Here is an 18,737-nt window from a genome sequence, read left to right as displayed (position 1 = left end):
CTGATATAGTAGACAAAGTCATAGATATCACGGAGCTCCATGCTCGGCGAATTCGAGCAACTCGTCTTGCTGGCGATCCTGCGCGCGGGAAAGGAGGCGTACGGCGTCCCGATCCAACGCGCCATCGTCGACCGATCGGGGCGCGACATCAATCTCGCCGCGGTTTATAAGACGCTCACGCGACTCGAGGAGAAAGGGCTCGTCACCGCGCGTATGGGCGAGCCGACCCCAGAGCGTGGCGGCCGACGCAAACGCTACTATGCGGTCACTGCCGCGGGCCAACGGGCGGTGCGACAGTCGGTTGAAGTGCTTCGCCGCATGGCGCGCGGGCTCGATCTGGGTCTCGACACTCCGTGAGCACTCCACGTCTGGTCGCGCCGCCGCGACTCGCGCTCTGGCTGCTCCAACATTCGTTGCCCGAGAGCGAGCGCGAACCCTTTGTCGGAGACCTCGTCGAAGGCCTCGAAGCCGAAGTCGTTAGGCACGGCGCAGCGCGAGGACGGCGCTGGTTCTGGCGACAGACGCTCCTCGCGCTGCTCACACTGCACGGTCGGCGCTACGTCGCCGTGACGACCCAACCTGTCGGAGACGCACCGATGCTCACGTTCCTGTCCGATCTGCGCCACGGCGTGCGCGTCCTGCGCCGCTCACCGGCCTTTACCGTACTCGCCGTACTGACGATTGCGCTTGGCGTCGGTGCAACCACGGCAATCTTCAGCGTCGCCGATCCCGTGCTCTTCCGGCCGCTGCCCTTTCCGCGTGCTGACCGTCTCGTCGTGATCGGTGAGCGCGACGCCGACGGTTCAATGAGCAACCTCGGCTACCCGACCTATACCGACTTCGCGCGTGACGCGAGGACCATCGAGCGCGCCGCGGCGGCGGGGAGTTGGCAGGTGACGCTCGACGGCCGCGTCGGGGGCGCGCCGGAGCGCGTCAATGGCCAAAGAGTGTCCCCCACTTTCTTTTCGATGCTCGGAGTGCGGCCCGCGTTAGGCAGCGACTTCACCGAGTCCCAGGACACGCCAGGCACGAATCAGGTCGTGATCATCAGTCATGCGTTGTGGGCGCGTCGATTCGGTAGCGACTCCTCGGTCGTGGGGAAGCCGATCTCGATCAACGGGAATGCTTACCTCCTCGCCGGCGTACTGCCGGCTTCCTTCGAGAGCGTGATCCAACCCGGCGCCGAGATCTGGCGGGTACTCGGGTATGACTCGTCCTTGCCGTATGCCTGCCGCACGTGCCGGCACCTGCAGATGTTCGCGCGCCTGAAACCGGGGGTGACGACGGAGCGTGCTGCCGCCGAGTTGAGCGGGCTTTCGGCGCGGCTGGTGCGCGAGTATCCGAAGGAATACCCGGCGGCGGGCGCGATCGTGCGGCCGTTAGGCGACGCAACGATGGGTACGTCGCGACCAGTGCTCTGGGCCGTCTTCGGCGCGTCGATACTCGTGCTGCTTATCGCGGCGGCGAACGTCATGAATCTGCAACTCGCGCGCGCGATCCGGCGCGAAGAGGAATTCGCGATTCGTTCGGCGCTCGGAGCCGGCCGCGGACGCCTCACCGTGCAGTCCATTGCCGAGGGGATCGTCCTCGCGATCATTGGCGGCGCGGTCGGGCTCGTCGTCGCGCGATCCACGTTAGGCATGCTCGTCAATCGTCTGCCGCCGACGATGCCGCGTCTGGGCGCGATCGCCCTCGATGGAACGGCGCTCGCCGTCGGCGCGGTGATCACACTCCTGCTTGGCGTCGTCGTCGGGCTGGTGCCGGCGCTCCGTGAAGATGGCGGGACGCCGTCCGCGCTGCGAGCCGGCGGGCGTCGCCTCACGGGCGGGCGGCACGTGGCGCGCGCCGGACTCGTCGTGAGCGAGATGGCGCTCGCCCTGATGCTGCTCGTCGGCGCCGGCTTGCTCGCGCAGAGCCTTGTGCGGTTGCTCTCGGTTGATCCCGGCTTCGCGCCGGGGCATCTGCTCACTTTGCAGACGCAAGCCGCCGGGCCGAAGTATCCCGATAGCAGTTCAGTCTATGCGAATCACGAACGCATACGCGAAGCAGTGCGGGCGTTGCCGGGCGTGGACCGCGTCGGCACCGCGAGCCAGCTCCCATTAGGTGGAAACGTCGACAGCTACGGCGTCAACGCGCAGGATAAGCCGCTCGCCAACCCCGAGCTTGCACCATACGCCGACCGCTACACGGTCTCCCCTGATTTTATGAACACGATGGGAATCGCCATTCGGCGAGGCCGTGGCTTCACCGCCGCCGACAATAGCGACGCCGCCGCCCTCGTGGCTATAGTCAGCAGCGCGCTCGCGTCGCGAATCTGGCCCGGCGAAGATCCCATCGGGAAGCGCATCCGCGCGGGCGGTCCGAACGCGCCGTGGCGAACTGTGATTGGTGTCGCCGCCAACGTTCATCATCGCGGACTGGACGTGTCCGAGGCGGCTCAACTCTACATTCCCGAGCGGCAGTGGATTTTCGCCGACAACGCGGTCGCGCTCGTCGTGCGAACGCACGGGAATCCTACGAATCTCGCGCGCGCGGTTCGCGCGGCCGTGCAAGCCGTCGATCCAACGCAGCCAATCACCGCACTGGCGACGATGGAGCAGGTGATCGAGACATCGACAGCGCAGCGACGGCTGGCCCTTCTGCTGTTCATGTCGTTCGCGACGATCGCACTGGTTCTCGCCGTCGCCGGCATCTACGGTGTGTTGGCGGGTGCGGTCGCCGAGCGCACGCGCGAAATCGGGGTGCGCACGGCGCTCGGCGCGGCGCCTCGCGCGATCCTCGCCTTGGTGCTTCTCCAGGGAGCGCGGCTCGCGGCAGTCGGCCTCGGCCTCGGGTTGCTCGGCGCTTTGTCACTTGGACGGTTCCTCCACAGTCTACTCTACGGCGTCGGCGCGGCAGACCCGGTGACGTTGGCCGGTGTCGCGCTGCTGCTCGCAACGGTCGCGTTCGCGGCATGCCTCCTGCCAGCGCTACGCGCCCTTGGCGTCGACCCAATTGCCGCGTTGCGCGCGGAGTAAAGACCGTGGAGACCCTATGGAAAAAGTGGAGATCGCCGCCGTCGACGGCGCGCGAGCCGAGGCGTATCCGTACGGCGCACAGGTTACGTCGTGGAAGCCAGCGAGTGGTGAGGAGCGGCTTTTCCTGAGCGGTCGATCGCACTTCGGCCCCGATTCGGCGATTCGTGGCGGGGTGCCGATCATCTTCCCGCAGTTTGGGGGAATGGGCAGTCTCCCGAAGCATGGGTTCGCACGTGTAAGCGAGTGGGAGATGCTTCGCGCGGGTCGAACGACCGCCGGACGGGGCGAGGCACAGTTTCGCCTAACGGCGAACGACCACACGCGTTCCGCGTGGAATCACGCGTTCTCGGCAAGCTTCGTCGTGAGCGTGCAGGGAATGTCGCTTTCGCTCGCGCTGTCGGTGCTCAACGAAGACGCGGTCCCCTTTCAATTCACCGCCGCCCTCCACACGTATCTGCTAGTCGATGACGTTCGGAGCTCCGTCGTTCGTGGGTTGGAGGGTGCGACGTTCCATGATGCCGCGGCGGGCGGCGTCGAGAAGCGGCAGGATGACGCCGACCTCCGCGCCGTCGGCGAATTGGATCGGATCTATCTCGGAGTCGGGGCGCCGCTGGAGGTGCGCGACGCGGTGCGCCGAACGAGGGTCTCGATGCGCGGCTTCTCGGACGTGGTGGTGTGGAACCCAGGCGCCGAACGTGGTGCGGCGCTGTCGGATCTGGACCCGGGCGGGTGGCTTCGCATGCTGTGCGTCGAGGCGGCGGTAGTTGGGGCACCCGTGCAACTCGCACCGGGTGAGCGCTGGACGGGGCAACAAACGCTCACGGCTTTGTAAGGGGCTAGGGCTAGGGACTTAGGGGCTAGAGCAGTCACGAGTTGCGACGCATTTCGGGCGAGGGCATCTTGGGGCGTCGTTTCCCTGCAGCCCTAGCCCCCATTCCCTAGCCCCTTCTTCCATGACCCTCGATCGTCGTGATTTCGTCGGCCGCGTTGCCGCGAGCGCGCTGCTGGCCGGCCTCCCGCTGCCTATCGACGCTTCCGTTCGCGCGCTATCTCAGCCACGCGCGATGGTCGCCGAGGACTGGGATCTCAGCTGGGTGAAGCGCATAACGGGAAAGTATCGCGCAATCTTCGACGTGCCGGAGATCGACAGCGGCTACGGCGTGTGGCGCGCGTCCATCTGGGGAAAGCAGTACATGGACGTCCTCGGGGTGAAGCCTAACGAGTTGTCGGCGGTGCTCGTGCTCCGGCATCACGGGATCCAGCTCGCGATGCAGCAGGGCTACTGGGACAAGTATGCGATCGGAAAGGAGAAGAGCGTCCTGCATCCCATCACGCAGCAGGGGACCGATCGCAACCCGGCGCTGCTCTCTTCGACGCGGAACGAAGTGCCGGCGATGTTCGACGATGCGGCGCTCGACAAGTTCATTGGCCGCGGCGGGATCGTCCTCGCTTGCAACCTCGCCCTCGATGACGTTGTTGAGGTGATTCAGAAGAAAGACAATGCAAGCGACGCGGACGCGCGGAAGCAGGCGATTGGCTTCATGGTGCCGGGTGTGATTCTCCAGCCCTCGGGCGTCTTCGCGGCGCTGCACGCGCAGGACGCGGGGTGCAAGTACCTCAGGGCGAGTTGAGGAACGAGGAGTGAGGGACTAAGGGCTAGGGATTAGAAGTCTCTAGCACCTAACAACCTAGGCCCTAGCGCTTCAGCTTGGTTGCGTGTGTGCGGTGAGTCACCGACGAGATGTCTATCGCGGACTAGTCTTGGCGGCTAGCCATGACGGACATCGGACGCAGCCGCCGAATTTGGCGCCAGAGCTTCTTCGTTCTCCTCGGCGTGTCGATTGTGGTGATCGGCGTTCTGCTGATTGCTCGCTCCGACAGAAAGGTGAGCTACGCTGGCGAGGGGCCCGATGCGAGCCAGCAGAATCTGGAGATCGTCGCGCACATTCTCGAGCAGCAGCAACCGCCAGCCAATCGCGCGACGGTGCTGCGGGTGCTCCGGCATGACAATCCAAAGGCGCGTATCTTCGCGACCGACACGACGGTGTCGATGGGAAGTCTGATGTTCGTCTTCGCCAAGAACGGCAAGCTCGAGCGCGTATCGACGCATCCCTAGCTGTAGCTGTCATACTGAGCAAGGCGCCTGCCCTAGAGGAGCGCAAGCCTCGTCGCTTGCGCTCCTCAGGATGACCGGGATGGTTACTTCTTCTTCGCCCCTTTTGCCGGCGCGTCCTTGAAGAGCATCGTCTTTCCGTCTTCGCCCCAGGCAAACTGCAAGTTCGCGCTCTGCTGCACGGCGTTGATCGCCTCCTTCGGCGAGTCGAGCGAGGCCTGAATCGTCACCAGCCGGTCGAGTAGCGGTGCATCGAGCACTTTGATATCCAGCCCATACCAGCGTCGGAGCGACGTCAGCACGTCGCGCAGCTGACGGTTGGAGATCGTGAGCGTTTGCTCATTCCAGCTCGTCGCCTCCTCGATCTCCGGTGCCGTGGCGTCGCGCATCACCTTGTTTTTCACGAAAAGCGCCTTGCCCGCGGCCACGGTGCGGACGCTATCGCCGACCTTCACGTTGGCGCTGCCGTCCTTCAGTGCAACGACGACCGAGCTTTCACTCGGGAAGGCGCGCACGGTGAGGACCGTGCCAGTCACGAGGATGTGCGTGTTGCCCGCGCGGATCTCGAGCGGGCGTCGTTGCCCCTTCACGACGGTAAACGTCGCCGAGCCCTCGAGCTTCACCGCGTGCATCAACTCACCGAACTGCTTCGGGACGATGAGCTTGGATTCAGGGGTGAGCACGGCTTGCGTGCCGTCATCGAGCGTGACCTTCGCGAGCTGCGCGGTGGCGGCAACGTGCGTGCGTGCATCCGCCGAGGCGAGCGCACCGGTGATGGCGCCTTCGTCGCCAAGGCGATCGACGTACCAGATGCCGGTGCCGACCACGGCCGCGGCAACGACGACGATGGCGATAGGCACCTTCCACGAACGCTTCCTGGCCAGCTCCGCGACGTGACCGGCAGCGTCATGGCGGAGCGCCGCAGCGCTCTCCTGTTCGGCGATACTCACGTCATCGGGCACGAAATGTAGTGCACGAGACAGATGGACCCAGGACTGGTCGACGTCGACCTGCGTCTGACTGTGCGGAGCCGGCTTGGCTGACCCGGGCGCGTCGTGCCGGTGCAGGCTCGCCCGCCGACTCTTCTCGCGCGCTGCGCCGTGTCGGACCTCGTCGTGGAGGAAGGAGTCCAGATCCTGCGAGCTCGTTATGCGCTCTCGCTCCTCCCATGCGTGACGGAAGGCGCCCTCGACGACTTTTGGGGCTGCAGACGCGGCGTCAGCCAGTTGCTCTTTCGCCTCGGTCGCGAGATCGGAGAAATGAGAACGGAAGTACTGCTCGAGCGAAGCAGGATCGCTGAGTGGCACGCCTGGGGTGGGCGGCTGGTCGGACCCCATCGGCGGAGACGTAACGGGCATGACAACCTCCGGATACGAATGGGACGTTTCAGTATGCGAATTTCCCCGAGGTTCGGCTAGGAGTGGACCCCCGACAATTCTCGGCGGTTGACACTGGCCGCCTTCCAGTCGACTGTCATCCTTCGTCCTTTCGTCGCTTGCGCTCCTCGAGTACAAGCGCCTGGGCTCCTCAGGATGCGGTCACAATGCCTGACGACAAATCGCTCGGTCAACACATCGCGCGAACACTGGACTGGGAGGATGCCCATGCCGGCTTCGAATCCGCGGTGAAGGGGCTCGCCCCCGCGCTCCGAGGCAAGGTGCCAAACGGGCTTCCTTACTCGGCCTGGCAGCTGGTCGAGCACATTCGAATCACGCAGGCAGACATTCTCGAGTTCTGCGTCGCGTCGAAATACAAAGAGCAGGAATGGCCGAAGGATTACTGGCCCGAGGGGCCGGAACCGCCGTCAGCAAAGGCCTGGGATGACAGCATTGCCGCCGTTAAGCGTGATCGCGACAAGCTGGCGGCACTCGCGGTCGACGCGAAAACCGATCTCACCGCGCCGGTGCCGAATGGAACAGGACAAACGTACCTGCGCGAAATCCTGCTCACCGCCGACCACACGGCGTACCATGTCGGCGAACTGATCGTGGTCAGACGATTACTGGGCGCATGGCCCGACGGGTGATGCTGGTGATTGGTGGCTGGTGATTGGTGGCTGGTGGTTGGTGGTTGGTTATCCGCACTCACAAACCACCAGCAACCGATCACCGAGCACCAAGCCACCAACCACAAGCAACCGACAACCAGCCTGCACTCTCCATGGACGCTTTACTGAAAGACATCAAGTTCGCGATGCGCTCGCTGCGCAAGAATCCGGCGTTTGCCGCGACGGCGCTGCTGACGCTCGCGTTAGGCATCGGCGCGAGCACGGCGATCTTCAGCGTCGTGAACTCGGTGCTGCTGCGTCCTTTGCCATATCCGCACGCCGACCGCCTCGTGCTCGTCTGGGGCGAGCTGCGGGCGCGCAGCCTCCCGAACTTTCCCTTCTCGCCGCCGGACTTCAAAGATCTGAAGGATCAGGGGACGCTCTTCCAGGATTTCGCCGCGGTGACGACCGGGCGCGGAACGGTGACGGGGAATGGCGGAGATCCCGAGCAGGTGAGCACGGCCGGAGCGACGACGAACATCTTCCGTCTCCTTGGCGGCCGTATCGAAGTCGGACGCGATTTCACGGACAATGACGGGATGCCGCAGCCACGCCCGCCGCAGCCGGTTGCCGGTGTGGCGCCGGCACCGCCGGGACCGCGGCTTCCGCTCATCGCCATCCTGAGCCACGAATTCTGGGAGCGTCGCTTTGGCGGTGACCGGACCATCCTTGGGAAGGCGATCGACGTCGGCGGTGCCAGCGCGACGGTCGTCGGCATTCTGCAACCGGGCTTCGAGCTGCTCTTCCCACCGAAAGCGTCGATCGAGCCCACGCCCGACATCTGGTTCGCTCAGCGCATCGACTACGAGAATTCATCGCGGAAAAATGTCTTTCTGCGCGTCATCGGCCGGATGAAGCCGGGGGTGACGATGGCGCAGGCGCAGGCGCAGGCCGACGGCATCGCGGCCGATCTGCGGCGACGCTTTCCCATCGATCAGACGGCGAACTTCAACATCGACGTCGATGGGATGCACGAGAACATGGTCGCGGAGGTAAAGCCCGCGATCCTGGCGCTCATGGGCGCGGTGGTGTTCGTGCTGCTGATCGCGTGCGCGAATGTCGCCAATCTGTTGCTCGTCCGGTCGTCGGTCCGAGAGCGTGAGCTGGCGGTGCGCGCCGCGTTGGGTGGATCGCCCTGGCGACTCGTCAGGCAGATGTTCGCCGAGAGTCTCCTGCTCGCGGGCGGTGGCGCATTGCTCGGCCTTGCGCTGGCGCAGCTCGGGATCCGACTGCTCATCGCGATGGCGCCGGCGAATCTGCCGCGTCTCGACACGGTCTCGCTCGATCCCTTTGTGCTCTCGTTCACGATTACCTGCGCCGTCGTGTCGGCGGTGCTGTTCGGCGTCGTGCCCGCGTGGCGAGCGTCGCGTCCCGATCTCGCGGACGTGCTGCGTGCCGCCGGACGTTCACCGGGGCTCGGCGGAGCCAAGCTGCTGCGCAATGGCGTCGTGACCGCAGAAGTTGCGCTTTCCTTCGTGCTCCTGATTGGCTCGGGACTCATGGTGCGCAGCTTCGTCGCCCTGTCGCACGTCGATCCAGGCTACGATCCGGATCGCGTCCTCACCTTCACGCTCGTGAATCCACGACTCAACAAGCCGGACGAGCAGGCGGTGTTCAAGGACAATGTGCACGAGCGACTCGGGGCGTTGCCAGGGGTGCGCGGCGTCACCGTGACCTCGGTGCTGCCACTCGACGGCTCGCTCTCGAATGCGCGCTACGGGACGGCGGAAGCCGCAGCTGATCCAGCGAAATTCAAGCAGGCGACGACGATCGCCGTGTATCCTGGCTATTTCGAGACGATGCGTACGAGGCTGATCGCCGGGCGCACATTCACGTCGGTGGACAACCGAGACAGTGCCAGGGTCATCATCGTCGACAAGCTGTTAGCGGCGAAAGCATTTCCGAACAGGAACGCCGTCGGTCAACGTTTGCTCGTCCGCGTGCGAACCGAGGAACCGGAATGGTTCGACGTGATCGGCATCGTCGACCACGAGCGCCACGAATCGCTCGCGACCAACGGCCCGGAAGAGATGTTCTTCACCGATGGCATCTTCAATCATTTTGCGGCGACGACCTGGGTCGTGCGAACGAACGTCGATCCGACGACACTCGCCGCACCCATTCGTGCAGTGATCCGCGAGATGGATCCCTCGCTCCTCGTCGCGAACGTCAAGCCGTACTCGGCCTACGTCGACCGCGCGATGGCGCAAACGCGCTTCTCGCTCGTGCTGATTGGAGTCTTCGCGACGATCGCGGTGATTCTCGCGTCGGTCGGTCTGTATGGCGTGTTGTCGACACTGGTGCGAATGCGCACGGCGGAGATCGGGCTGCGGATGGCGTTCGGTGCGCAGCAGTGGAGTATCATGCGGCTCATCGTGGGGCAGGGACTGCGCCTCAGCGCGATGGGGATCGTGATCGGCGGGGCGAGCGCGTTTGCGTTGACGAGGGCGATGCGCAGCATGCTCGTCGAAGTGACGCCGAGTGATCCGCTGACGTTTGTGGCAATCGTAGTATTGTTCGTAGCGATCGCGGTGCTGGCGTCGTGGATGCCCGCTCGCCGCGCGGCGGCGCTCGATCCGACGATTGCGTTGCGCGAGGAATGAGCGCGCGGCTGTCGAGGCAAGCGCCTTCGTTCCTCAGGGTGACACGAACTGCTCGGTACAATGCTCGACCATAGCCCGACCTTTACGCTCGATGACGCTGAACGAATAGCGCGCGAACGTTACGGTCGTAGTGGCCGGGCTCGCGCGCTCACCAGCGAGCGCGATCAGAATTTCTTGATTGAGGGGAGCAACGGCGCGCCCGCGCTTGTGCTCAAGATTGCGAATGCGCTCGAGACGCGAGCATTGCTCGAGGCGCAGCAACAGGTTCTGTCCGTGCTCGCGGAGCGCGATGTTGCCGTACCGCGCGTCGTGTGCACCACGGGCGGCGACGCGATCACCGAGTTATCTGGCGCGAACGGCGAGTGCCATTTTGCGTGGGCGATTACGCACCTCCCTGGCAACCTCCTCGCCGACGGGCGTTACCGGTCCCGCGAGCTGCTCGACGACCTTGGCGCGACGATCGGCAGGCTGACGAGGTCCCTCGAGCAGATTCAGCAGCCGGCGCTCGAGCGGGACTTCCACTGGGATCTTGCTCGGGCGGCCGATCTGATCGCCGCAGCGCGCTCTTCGATCATCGGTGAGACGTTAGGCATGGCGATCGACGCCACGCTCGCGCGTATGAACCGTTACGTGGTACCGCTGGCCGGGGAGCTGCGGCGCGGCGTGATCCATAACGATCTCAACGATCACAACATTCTCATCAACGGTGATCGCGTGAGCGGCGTCGTCGACTTCGGCGACATGGTGTATGGGTGGCGCATCGCCGATCTCGCGATTGCGGCGGCGTACCTCATGCTCGACGCGGATGATCCGCTCGCGATTCTTGCGTCGTTGGTCCGCGGAGCGCGGCGCGAGTGCGCCTTCGACGATCGTGAGCTCGAAGTGTTGTTCGAGCTGGCGTGTCTGCGGTTGGCGCTGAGCGCCGCGATCGCCGTCGGGCAGCAGAAAGCTCGACCCGACAACGAATACCTCGGCGTCAGTCAATCGAGCATCCATCGAACGCTCCCAACGCTGATGCGCATCCCGCACGCGCTCTCAGTTGCCGTGGTGCGCGAGGCGGCCGGACTCGAACCCGTCGCCCGCAGCGCGCGCGCGCGTGAGTGGCTCCGCGCGAACGGCGGGTCCTTCGCGCCCGTGCTCGATGTCGATCTGAGTGCGGAGCGCACCATCGTCCTCGATCTCGGAGTCGCGAGCCCGCTCGTGAGCGGCAACCCAGGCGAGAATGCCGAGCCGAAGGTCACGACGCGCATCGCGGCCGCGATGGAGGATGCGGGCGTGCGAGTCGCAGTTGGGCGATACGACGAAGCGCGACTACTCTACACCGCGCCATTCTTCGGGGGCCCAAAGCCGGCGAGCGAACGGAGAACGATTCACATCGGCCTCGATCTCTTCGCGGATTCGGGGACTGCCGTACATGCGCCGCTCGACGGTGTCGTGCACGCCTTTGCGAACAACGCCGTGGCACAGGACTACGGACCCGTCGTCATCCTCCGCCACGAGACCGACGCGGGCGACGTGTTCTTCACACTGTACGGCCACTTGAGCCGGTCGTCGCTCGACGGGCTCGTCCTCGGCCGGCGCATCGCCAGGGGAGGTCGCTTCGCGTCCCTTGGAACACCTAACGAGAACCTCGGGTGGACACCGCATCTCCATCTGCAAATCATCACCGACCTGCTCGGCCTGGGGACCGACTTCCCTGGCGTCGCGCCGGCGAGCCAGCGCGCGGTGTGGCGAAGCTTGTCGCCGGATCCGAATCTGATCGTCGGCGTCCCGGCGGATCGCTTTCCCCGACACGAGCCCGATGGCCTAACGACGCTCGCTGCGCGCCGGGAGCGCCTCGGCGGGAATCTGAGCATTGCCTATCGCTTGCCGGTGAAGGCGGAGCGAGGATGGATGCAATATCTCTACGACGACACCGGCCGTCAGTTCATCGACGCCTACAACAACGTCCCGCATGTCGGCCATTGCCATCCCCGTGTCGTCGGCGCCGGCCAGGCGCAGATGGCAATCCTGAACACGAATACGCGCTATCCGAGCGATCTCGTCAACGAGTACGCCGCGCGGCTGCGAGCAACGCTGCCTGGCGCGCTCGCCGATGGAGTTGTGTATCTCGTCAACTCGGCGAGTGAAGCGAACGAGTTGGCGCTGCGGCTCGCGCGGGGGCACACCGGCGAGCGCGACATGATCGTGCTCGAGGCGGCGTATCACGGCAACACGACTTCACTCATCGACATCAGTCCGTACAAACATTCCGGTCCAGGCGGACACGGTGCGCCCGAGTGGGTGCACGTGGCGCCGCTCGCCGACGACTATCGCGGGCCGTTCAAGCGCAGCGATCCCGATGCAGGACGGAAATACGCCGATCCAATCGGCGCGCTCGTCGCGCGCGCACGGGCACGAGGTCGCGGCATTGCCGGCTTCATCGCCGAGAGCAGTCCGAGCGTCGGCGGGCAGATCATGTTCCCGCCCGGATACCTGGGTGCGGCGTACGCGATCGTGCGGGCAGCCGGCGGCGTCTGCATCGCCGACGAGGTGCAGACGGGCCTCGGCCGGATCGGGACGCATTTCTGGGCCTTCGAGGCCCAGGACGTGGTACCGGACATCGTCGTCATGGGAAAGCCGTTAGGCAACGGGCATCCCTTGGGAGCGGTCGCGGTGCGACGGGAGATTGCCGAATCGTTCGACAACGGGATGGAGTACTTCTCGACCTTCGGTGGCAACCAGGTGTCCTGCGCGATCGGCCTCGCCGTTCTCGATGTCGTGCGCGACGAAGACCTGCAGGAGCACGCAAGACGCATTGGTGAGCGTTTGCTCAGTGGACTCCGGCCGTTCGTGGTGCGTCATGAGCTCGTCGGCGACGTGCGGGGATCGGGGCTCTTCCTCGGCGTCGAGCTCGTGCGTGACCGGGCGACGCTCGAGCCGGCCGACCGTGAAGCATCGTACGTCGTCAACCGGATGCGCGGCGAGGGAATACTCGCGGGTACCGATGGGCCGTTTCACAATGTCGTGAAGATCCGGCCGCCGATGCCATTCGATCTCGACGATGCAGATCGGCTCGTCGACGTTCTTGACAGCCTCCTCGCCGAGCTCAAACCACACGACCGATAGACTCGAGAGCGTTCACGCGCTGTGGCCGATCCGCATTCGGAATCAATGGGCCAGGGTTTGCATTGAGTGTGATCGAGGATACACTGCGGAAGGAGCGCATCACGCGCTCACTTCCTCGTTCCATGCCAAGAACTTCGTCTCGAAGCAGTGTCATCGATGTCAAAGCAATTCGCCGCCCGACGCGGGCGCGGCGCCTCGGTTGTCCTATGGTTTGGACTGGCGGTGTCCACGGCGCGAGCGCAGCCGACGCCGACTCCGCCAGCGCTCGCGCGAGAATTCCGCGCCGCATGGATCTCGCCGACCGAGGGAGGTGACTGGCCATCGCGGCCGGGTCTGAGCATCGACGAACAGAAATTCGAGCTCGCCGCGATTCTCGATCGCGCGAAAGCCGACGGGCTCAACGCCGTGCTTCTGCACGTGCGCACGGCGGCCGACGCGCTCTATCCGACGCATCGCGCGCCCTGGTCGCGGTACCTCGTCGGCCGTGACGCGTCGTCGTTAGGCGATTACGCCGGTTACGATCCGCTGGCGCTCGCCATCAGCGAAGGGCACGCGCGTGGCCTGCAGCTGCACGCCTGGTTCAATCCCTTCCGCGCGATGCCGCCCGACGATCTGGGGAAGCCGATCGCCGGCCACGTCACGAGCACGCATCCTGAGTGGGTGCGCCACTACGGCAAGTCGACCTGGATCGATCCCGGCATTCCGGCGGCGCGTCGTGCGGTGCTCGACGCGATTCTCGAAGTCGTCGACCGATACGATATCGATGGCGTGCATCTCGACGACTACTTCTACCCGTATCAGGAGGAGGCGACTGTCACGCGCGTCGTCAAGCACGGCAAACATCGGCGTCGGATCACGCGCCGCGTGACGTTGCACTTTCCCGACGATGTGTCGTGGAAGCGCTACGGTTTGGCGCGCGGCTGGACCGACCGCGACGCCTGGCGAAGGGCCAACATCGACGATTTCGTGCAAACGCTGTATCGCGAGGTGAAGGCGCGAAAGCGGTGGGTGCTCGTCGGGATCAGTCCGTTCGGCATCTGGCGGCCGGGCTATCCGGAAGGGGTCACGGGCCTCGATTCCTACGCCGAGATCTTTGCCGATGCACGCCGGTGGCTGCGCGAAGGGTGGGTCGACTATCTCGCGCCGCAGCTCTACTGGCCACTCGAGAATTACCAGCAGCGCTTCACGAAGCTGGACGCGTGGTGGCGGAGCGAGAACGTCCGCGGCCGTCATCTCTGGCCGGGGCTATTCACGATGCGCGTTGGTTCGCGCTATGATCCGTGGCCGGCGGAGGAGATCGCGCGCGAGGTCGACGCATTGCGCGCGGCGCGGCAGGGCACGACGGAGTCGTTAGGCCACGTTCATTTCCGCCTTGGAACCTTCGCCGAGCGACTGAGCGCGGGCGATAGCGCGACGTTCGGCGACGAGCTTCGCGCGCAGGAGTACGCCGAGCCGGCGCTGCCGCCCGCAAGTCCGTGGCTCGGCGCAGCGCAACCGGCGAGGCCGCTGATCGACGTACCGGACGACGATCCGCCGCTACAGAACGGCAGCAGCGGCGATGGGCCGGCAACATCGGACGGCGCGCACGCCGTGCTGGTCGCGTCGCCGGGCGACAGCGTCGCGGTGCGCTGGTGGATGATCCAGACATTCAGCACCGATCGCAGATGGCGCGAACGTCTCGTGCGCGCGGATAGTCCGGCGCTCGCGCTTTCGGCAGCTGACACGTTAGGTGCTCAGTGGATCGCGGTGACACCGATCAGTCGCACGGGCGTTGCGGGGACGCCCGCGATCTGGGGATCAAGGCAGACCGACCGTTAAGGGCAGCTGGGGCATCAGGGTCGGCGGTCGTCGTCGCGTTCACCGTGGCACGCCTAACGGCTGGCGCGACCACGGTGCCGAGTAGCTCGATCGCGTGCAGGACACGGTCGTGCGGCATCGAGCCGACAGTCATTTGCGCGAGGAAGCGATCGTAGTGAAAGAGCTCGTGCTCGAAGAGCATCTTGTCGATCACTTCCTGCGGGCTGCCGACGAGCAGCGAGCCGCGCGGCGACCGAAGCCCGTCGAGGTGCGCTCGCGTCGTCGGCGGCCAGCCGCGCTCGCGCCCGATCCGCGTCATCACGTCGGCATACGAGGGGAAGAACTCGTCGGCGGCGCGCTGCGAGTCGTCGGCGATCCAGACGTGTGAGTTGATGCCGACGGCCATCGTCGAGGGATCACGTCCCGCGCGCCGCGCGCTCTCACGATAGAGGTCGATGAGGGGCACGAATCGCTCGGGCGCTCCGCCGATGATCGCGAGTGCCACCGGGAGGCCGCGGTTCGCGGCACGGACGACTGACTGCGGTGTTCCGCCGACGGCGACCCAGATCGGGATCTCATGTTCCGGACGGGGATAGACGCCGAGGTTGTCGAGCGCCGCGCGATGCCGGCCATGCCAGGTCACGCGCTCGTCGGCGCGCAATGCGAGCAACAGCTCGAGCTTTTCGGCGAACAGCTCATCGTAGTCACCGAGGTCATAACCGAATAGTGGGAAGGACTCGGTGAACGAGCCGCGCCCGGCCATGATCTCGGCGCGTCCATCCGAGAGCAGGTCGAGCGTTGCAAAGTCTTGAAACACGCGAACGGGATCGTCCGAGCTGAGCACGGTCACCGCACTCGTCAGGCGGATCTGTTTCGTGCGCTCGGCCGCCGCGGCGAGCACGACGGCCGGCGAGGAGACGGCGAAATCCGGCCGGTGATGTTCGCCGACACCGAAGACGTCGAGTCCGAGCTGATCGGCGAGCTCGATCTCCTCGATGAGGTCGCGTAATCGCTGGCCCGGCGTGATGCGATGCCCCGTGCGCGGGTCGGGCGTGGTCTCAGCGAACGTGTACATGCCTATTTGCATGCGGTGAAAGTTCGCGCCGCGTCAAGGGCTCGCTCCGCGCGCCAATCTCGACTGGCGTTTCCAAAGCAGTCATCGAGTCGCACTCAACTCGTCCGCGCGGAACTCCATTATCTCGGGCGGATCGGTGTTGTAGTCGCTGTAGCGCAGCCACATGGGGCGCACGCGCACGTAGATGAGACCCGGCCAGCTCAAGCGGCTCGGACCGTCGGGGAAGACATCGTAATAGATCCTCTTGAGACGTTCGAGCTCCTCGCCGACAGGTTCATCGGCAATGCCCTCGTATTGCACGGTGCGCTCGTCGGCTCTCTTCAAGCCGCCGATGACGAAGGCGACGCGCGGGTTGGCGCGGAGGTTCTGCGCCTTGCGCGTCGACGCGAGGGTGTCGAACACGAGCTCGAGATCGTCGGTGACCGCGTAGCCGACGACGGCGGCTTGTGGCGCGCCGTCGAGCGATGCGGTCGCCTGGATGGCCAGTCGATGCGCACGAAGAAACGCGAGCAAGTGGCTCCTATCCATTCATCAGGCGATGAACCGCTGCCGCTGCTCCGGTGTTGGTACGATGCACGACTCTGGCGCCAGATCGCGGCGGTGCCTGGCAATCCACGCATACACCGAGTCCGAGAAGGGGCGTGGCATTATTGCACCTAACGAGCCCAGTGCGGCCCAGACGCCGCCGACGTAGCGGGCCACACGAAGGACGCCGCGCGATTGCCAGAGCAGTTGCTCGGACGCAGTGGTCGTCGCGGGCTCGTACCAGATCAGCGAGTCGATCGCGGCGAGCTCCGGATGCCGAGCGCGGAGCGTGGTGCCCAGAGCGCCTTCGAGCCGAGCGAAACGGAGGTCGCGTCGACGGCGCTCGTGTCGGAGAATCCACTGCACGGATTGTGCGCAGAAGCCGCAGCTCCCGTCGTAGAGCAGGATTGGTCCGGCGCCGGCGACTGCCGACGCGGCGTCAGCGGTTGAAGGGGAGCTCGTTGATCCGGTGATAGCCACGGGCAGATTGTAGAGGACGAGATAAGTAAATACAAAACGAAAGCCGATGCGCCGAGCCGTGCCCCACGCCTGCGACGGATCTTTGCCTTCCGCTCCGTGTCAGATGTGTCATGGACTCTGACGAGTCGACTCCAGCAGCTGCGTCGTCATGCGCCTCGCTACTGTCGAGGCGCACAATGATACGGCCCGGGTGCGGCGCGCGCATCCCGGGCCGCATCCTCCGAACGAATTCTGAATAATTTGTTCAACTCGCTCTGGACCGTTGAATGGGGGCTGGCGAGCTTTCGCCCGTGAGACTCGACCACGACCGGCCGCGCTTCCGGCTCGCGAAAGCCTACGGCGTCACGTTGCGCGTGCTCGCGAGTTATCTGGTATTGCGGCTGCGCCGTCCGTTTCTCACGCCTGACGGGTACGAGCGCAGGCTCTTCGAGAAGCATCGCGTCAACGCGCGGCGCATCGAGCGCGCGATCATCGAGCTCGACGGACTATTCATCAAAGTCGGGCAGCTCATCAGCATTCTCGCCAATTTTCTACCCGAAGAATTCCGGCGCGAGCTCGAAGGACTGCAGGATTCGATTCCCGCGCGGCCGTTGGAGCAGATCGTCGAACGCATCGAACGGGAATTCGGGCGAGGACCGAACTCGCTGTTCGCCTGGTGGAATCCCGAGCCGATGGCGAGTGCCTCGCTCGCGCAGGTCCATGAGGCGCGGCTGCACAATGGAGTACGTGTCGCGGTCAAGGTGCAGCACGCCGACATCGACGAGATCACGCAGCTCGATCTCACCGCGATTAGGCGCATCCTCGGCATCGTCCAGTTCGTCACGCGGGTCCGTGGCATCGAGTCGTACCACAGCGAGATCAGCGCGATGATTCGCGACGAGCTCGACTTCCGGAAGGAAGCGGAGAACATCGCGCTCATCGGGTCGCGCTTCGGCAGCGACCCGATGGTCGAGTTTCCCGTCGTGATTCGAGATTTCTCAACAGAGAAAGTGTTGACGACGGAGCTCATCGAGGCGACGAAGGTGACCGATCTCGCCGAGCTCGAGCGCCGCGGCATCGATCGCCCGGCGCTGGCGCAGCGTATCCTCACGGCGTACTGCCAGATGATCTTCGTCGACGGCGTGTATCACGCCGATCCGCATCCCGGCAACATTCTCGTGCGAGACGACGGAAGCATCGTCTTCGTCGACTTCGGCGCCGTTGGGCTGTTGTCGCGCGACATGAAGGAGGGGATTCCGCAGTTCCTCGACGGCATTTTCAAACGCGAGTCGTCGCGGATCACGGGTGCATTGCGTCGGATGGGATTCGTTGCGCGCGTCGAAGCCGACGGCCGAGCGCCCGACGAGGAAGACGTCGCCGAACGCGTGATCGAATACTTCCAGCGGCGCTTTCTCGAGCAGGTCTCACTCGAGTCCTTCAGCCTCCGCGACGTTCAGGTCGACGTGCGCGCCAAGGCCGAGATGCTCGCCGACCTGCGGAAGCTCGACGTCTCGTTTCGCGAGTTGACCCGTACATTCCGGGTGCCGAAGGATTGGGTGCTTCTCGAGCGGACGATCCTCCTTCTGCTCGGCCTGTGCACGACCCTGGATCCCACGATGGCGCCGATGCGGACGATTCAACCATATCTCGAGGAGTTCGTCCTCGGCCGCGGACAGGACTGGGTGACACTCGTTAGGTCCGCAGTGAAGGACATGGCACTCTCGGTCCTGACGCTACCGGAGGGGCTCAACCGCCTCGTCGCTCGGGCGAATCGCGGCGACGTCGAGATCCGCGTTCAGGGGCTACGCGAGAGCGCGAATCTCGTGTACGACGCGGCGCAGCAGTTGGTGTTCGGTGTTCTCGCCGCTGGCGCGGGCATCATTGCCTATCTGGCGCGGGTGCGCGGCGATCACTTCACGGCGACGACTGGCGTCGTTGCCGCCGTGGTGTTGCTGCTCGGCGTGGTGAGGTCGATGTGGAAGGCGCGCTAGCG

General features: G+C 65.1%; 14 protein-coding genes. 10 read left to right on the top strand and 4 right to left on the bottom strand.

All coding sequences use genetic code 11. The annotated features are described in order from the left end of the window. The first annotated feature begins 39 nt into the window (after nucleotides 1–39). The 5 genes from VGH98_21835 to VGH98_21815 all read left to right on the top strand — a co-directional run bounded on the left by VGH98_21835 (nucleotide 40) and on the right by VGH98_21815 (nucleotide 5,133). Nucleotides 40–357, top strand: a complete 318-nt coding sequence (locus VGH98_21835; GenBank protein ID HEY2378637.1) for a helix-turn-helix transcriptional regulator — start codon at nucleotides 40–42, stop codon at nucleotides 355–357. Continuing rightward, nucleotides 354–3,017 carry an ADOP family duplicated permease gene (locus VGH98_21830; protein ID HEY2378636.1) on the top strand — a complete coding sequence of 888 codons (2,664 nt, stop codon included), beginning with the start codon at nucleotides 354–356 and terminating at the stop codon, nucleotides 3,015–3,017. Before VGH98_21835 ends, VGH98_21830 begins: the two co-directional genes overlap by 4 nt. 16 nt (nucleotides 3,018–3,033) lie before the next feature. After that, nucleotides 3,034–3,849 (top strand): D-hexose-6-phosphate mutarotase, encoded by an 816-nt coding sequence (locus VGH98_21825; protein ID HEY2378635.1) that lies wholly within the window; start codon nucleotides 3,034–3,036, stop codon nucleotides 3,847–3,849. 121 nt (nucleotides 3,850–3,970) lie between these two features. Further along, the gene (locus VGH98_21820) at nucleotides 3,971–4,648 is read left to right on the top strand and encodes a hypothetical protein (GenBank protein HEY2378634.1); all 678 of its coding nucleotides are present in this window, start codon (nucleotides 3,971–3,973) and stop codon (nucleotides 4,646–4,648) included. A gap of 143 nt (nucleotides 4,649–4,791) precedes the next feature. Next, nucleotides 4,792–5,133, top strand: a complete 342-nt coding sequence (locus tag VGH98_21815) for a hypothetical protein (GenBank protein HEY2378633.1) — start codon at nucleotides 4,792–4,794, stop codon at nucleotides 5,131–5,133. 83 nt (nucleotides 5,134–5,216) lie between these two features. On the opposite strand, the gene VGH98_21810 is transcribed toward VGH98_21815, so the two are convergent. Then, nucleotides 5,217–6,488, bottom strand: coding sequence for a FecR domain-containing protein (locus tag VGH98_21810; protein ID HEY2378632.1), 1,272 nt, complete (start codon nucleotides 6,486–6,488; stop codon nucleotides 5,217–5,219). Between the two features lie 185 nt (nucleotides 6,489–6,673). On the opposite strand from VGH98_21810, the gene VGH98_21805 reads away from it, so the two are divergent. The 4 genes from VGH98_21805 to VGH98_21790 all read left to right on the top strand — a co-directional run bounded on the left by VGH98_21805 (nucleotide 6,674) and on the right by VGH98_21790 (nucleotide 14,706). After that, nucleotides 6,674–7,156 carry a DinB family protein gene (locus VGH98_21805; protein HEY2378631.1) on the top strand — a complete coding sequence of 161 codons (483 nt, stop codon included), beginning with the start codon at nucleotides 6,674–6,676 and terminating at the stop codon, nucleotides 7,154–7,156. Nucleotides 7,157–7,290: 134 nt separating this feature from the next. After that, nucleotides 7,291–9,780 (top strand): ABC transporter permease, encoded by a 2,490-nt coding sequence (locus VGH98_21800; GenBank protein HEY2378630.1) that lies wholly within the window; start codon nucleotides 7,291–7,293, stop codon nucleotides 9,778–9,780. Between the two features lie 60 nt (nucleotides 9,781–9,840). After that, nucleotides 9,841–12,888, top strand: coding sequence for an aminotransferase class III-fold pyridoxal phosphate-dependent enzyme (locus VGH98_21795; protein HEY2378629.1), 3,048 nt, complete (start codon nucleotides 9,841–9,843; stop codon nucleotides 12,886–12,888). A gap of 156 nt (nucleotides 12,889–13,044) precedes the next feature. Continuing rightward, the gene (locus VGH98_21790) at nucleotides 13,045–14,706 is read left to right on the top strand and encodes a family 10 glycosylhydrolase (protein ID HEY2378628.1); all 1,662 of its coding nucleotides are present in this window, start codon (nucleotides 13,045–13,047) and stop codon (nucleotides 14,704–14,706) included. Here the strand turns inward: VGH98_21790 and VGH98_21785 are convergent. The 3 genes from VGH98_21785 to VGH98_21775 form a co-directional block, all read right to left on the bottom strand. After that, nucleotides 14,645–15,760: an LLM class flavin-dependent oxidoreductase gene (locus tag VGH98_21785; GenBank protein HEY2378627.1), complete on the bottom strand. Its 1,116-nt coding sequence runs from the start codon at nucleotides 15,758–15,760 to the stop codon at nucleotides 14,645–14,647. The two genes, VGH98_21790 and VGH98_21785, sit on opposite strands and share 62 nt — an antisense overlap. Before the next feature lie 81 nt (nucleotides 15,761–15,841). Beyond that, nucleotides 15,842–16,273, bottom strand: coding sequence for a pyridoxamine 5'-phosphate oxidase family protein (locus VGH98_21780; GenBank protein HEY2378626.1), 432 nt, complete (start codon nucleotides 16,271–16,273; stop codon nucleotides 15,842–15,844). 18 nt (nucleotides 16,274–16,291) lie between these two features. Continuing rightward, entirely contained in the window at nucleotides 16,292–16,765 is a 474-nt protein-coding gene (locus tag VGH98_21775; GenBank protein ID HEY2378625.1) for a DCC1-like thiol-disulfide oxidoreductase family protein, read from the bottom strand. Between the two features lie 290 nt (nucleotides 16,766–17,055). Here VGH98_21775 and VGH98_21770 point away from each other — a divergent pair, with 290 nt between their 5' ends. Further along, a complete protein-coding gene (locus tag VGH98_21770; GenBank protein HEY2378624.1) occupies nucleotides 17,056–18,735 on the top strand; it encodes an AarF/UbiB family protein in 1,680 nt (559 codons plus the stop codon). The last annotated feature ends 2 nt before the right edge of the window (nucleotides 18,736–18,737 follow it).

The organism is Gemmatimonadaceae bacterium (genome assembly GCA_036496605.1).
Classification (GTDB): domain Bacteria; phylum Gemmatimonadota; class Gemmatimonadetes; order Gemmatimonadales; family Gemmatimonadaceae; genus AG2.
The sequence above is the reverse complement of the archived record's forward strand: the minus strand, read 5'-3'. Positions and strand labels throughout refer to the sequence as shown.